This is a genomic window from Candidatus Accumulibacter phosphatis (assembly GCF_012939955.1).
Lineage (GTDB): Bacteria > Pseudomonadota > Gammaproteobacteria > Burkholderiales > Rhodocyclaceae > Accumulibacter > Accumulibacter delftensis.
The window spans coordinates 1-751 of sequence record NZ_SPMY01000114.1 but is presented as its reverse complement, the minus strand read 5'-3'; the positions used below and the strand labels follow the sequence as shown (position 1 = coordinate 751).

Here is a 751-nt window from a genome sequence, read left to right as displayed (position 1 = left end):
GACTTTTCTCTCCTTTAGCCAGAACAGGCCACCCTCAAAGCCTTTCAGCTCCTTGGCTTGCAACTCCCCGATGGGGGCCTCTGGCACCACGTTTCTAGACCATTCCTGCGCCAGCGCTCCGGCATTGATCGGAAACGTGAGGCCATGGACGGCGCGCCATAGTCGCGCCATCTTGATTGCCTCACGCTTGGGAGAGAGCGGCGCGATCAAGGGCCGGCCTTCTTGTCGAGTACGCTGAGGATCTCCTGTAACTGCTGCTTCACCCCGTTGTCCAGCGACTGGTACTTGCGGAAGAACGCCTCGTCGGCCACGTCGATCGAGGGTTCGGCGACGTCATCGTTCATCAGGAACTCGGGTGTCACGCCCAGGACCTTCGCCACCTCGTGGATCCGGTCTGCGGAGGGGCGGGCCTTTTCCTTGTTTTCCAGTTCCCACACAGATGACTTGGACGCGCCGATCTGCTCCGCGAACTGCTCCAGAGTCAGGCCTGCCTTCTTCCGCAGTGCGCGGACCTTTTCACCCAATGCTGGCATCTCGTTCGGCTTTCCGATAAAAAAAAATTCTTGACTCCGGAAGTTCGGAAGTTCATACTTTTAATTATGTGCTTTCCGAACTTAATGCGCAACCCCGACTTGGTAACACAGCCTGCCGGGGAGAGGCCACTGGGCGGAACGTCGCAATCAACCAATCCTAAAAGGGGATGACCATGAGCAAGATATTGAAGCCCGGCACGCCGGCACCGAGGTCCGGT

General features: G+C 57.9%; 1 protein-coding gene and 1 pseudogene. Both read right to left on the bottom strand.

Annotated features, from left to right (window positions below; all coding sequences use genetic code 11):
- Positions 1-210: pseudogene (locus E4Q23_RS22320) on the bottom strand (hypothetical protein); the annotation flags it as partial.
- The gene (locus E4Q23_RS22315; RefSeq protein ID WP_012806117.1) at positions 207-533 is read right to left on the bottom strand and encodes a helix-turn-helix domain-containing protein; all 327 of its coding nucleotides are present in this window, start codon (positions 531-533) and stop codon (positions 207-209) included. The pseudogene E4Q23_RS22320 and the gene E4Q23_RS22315, both read right to left, overlap by 4 nt.
- Between the last annotated feature and the right edge of the window lie 218 nt (positions 534-751).

What these genes read in the sequence shown, in the direction of transcription:
- E4Q23_RS22315 (WP_012806117.1), bottom strand. Translation starts at nt 533, where the DNA reads ATGCCAGCATTGGGTGAAAAGGTCCGCGCACTGCGGAAGAAGGCAGGC.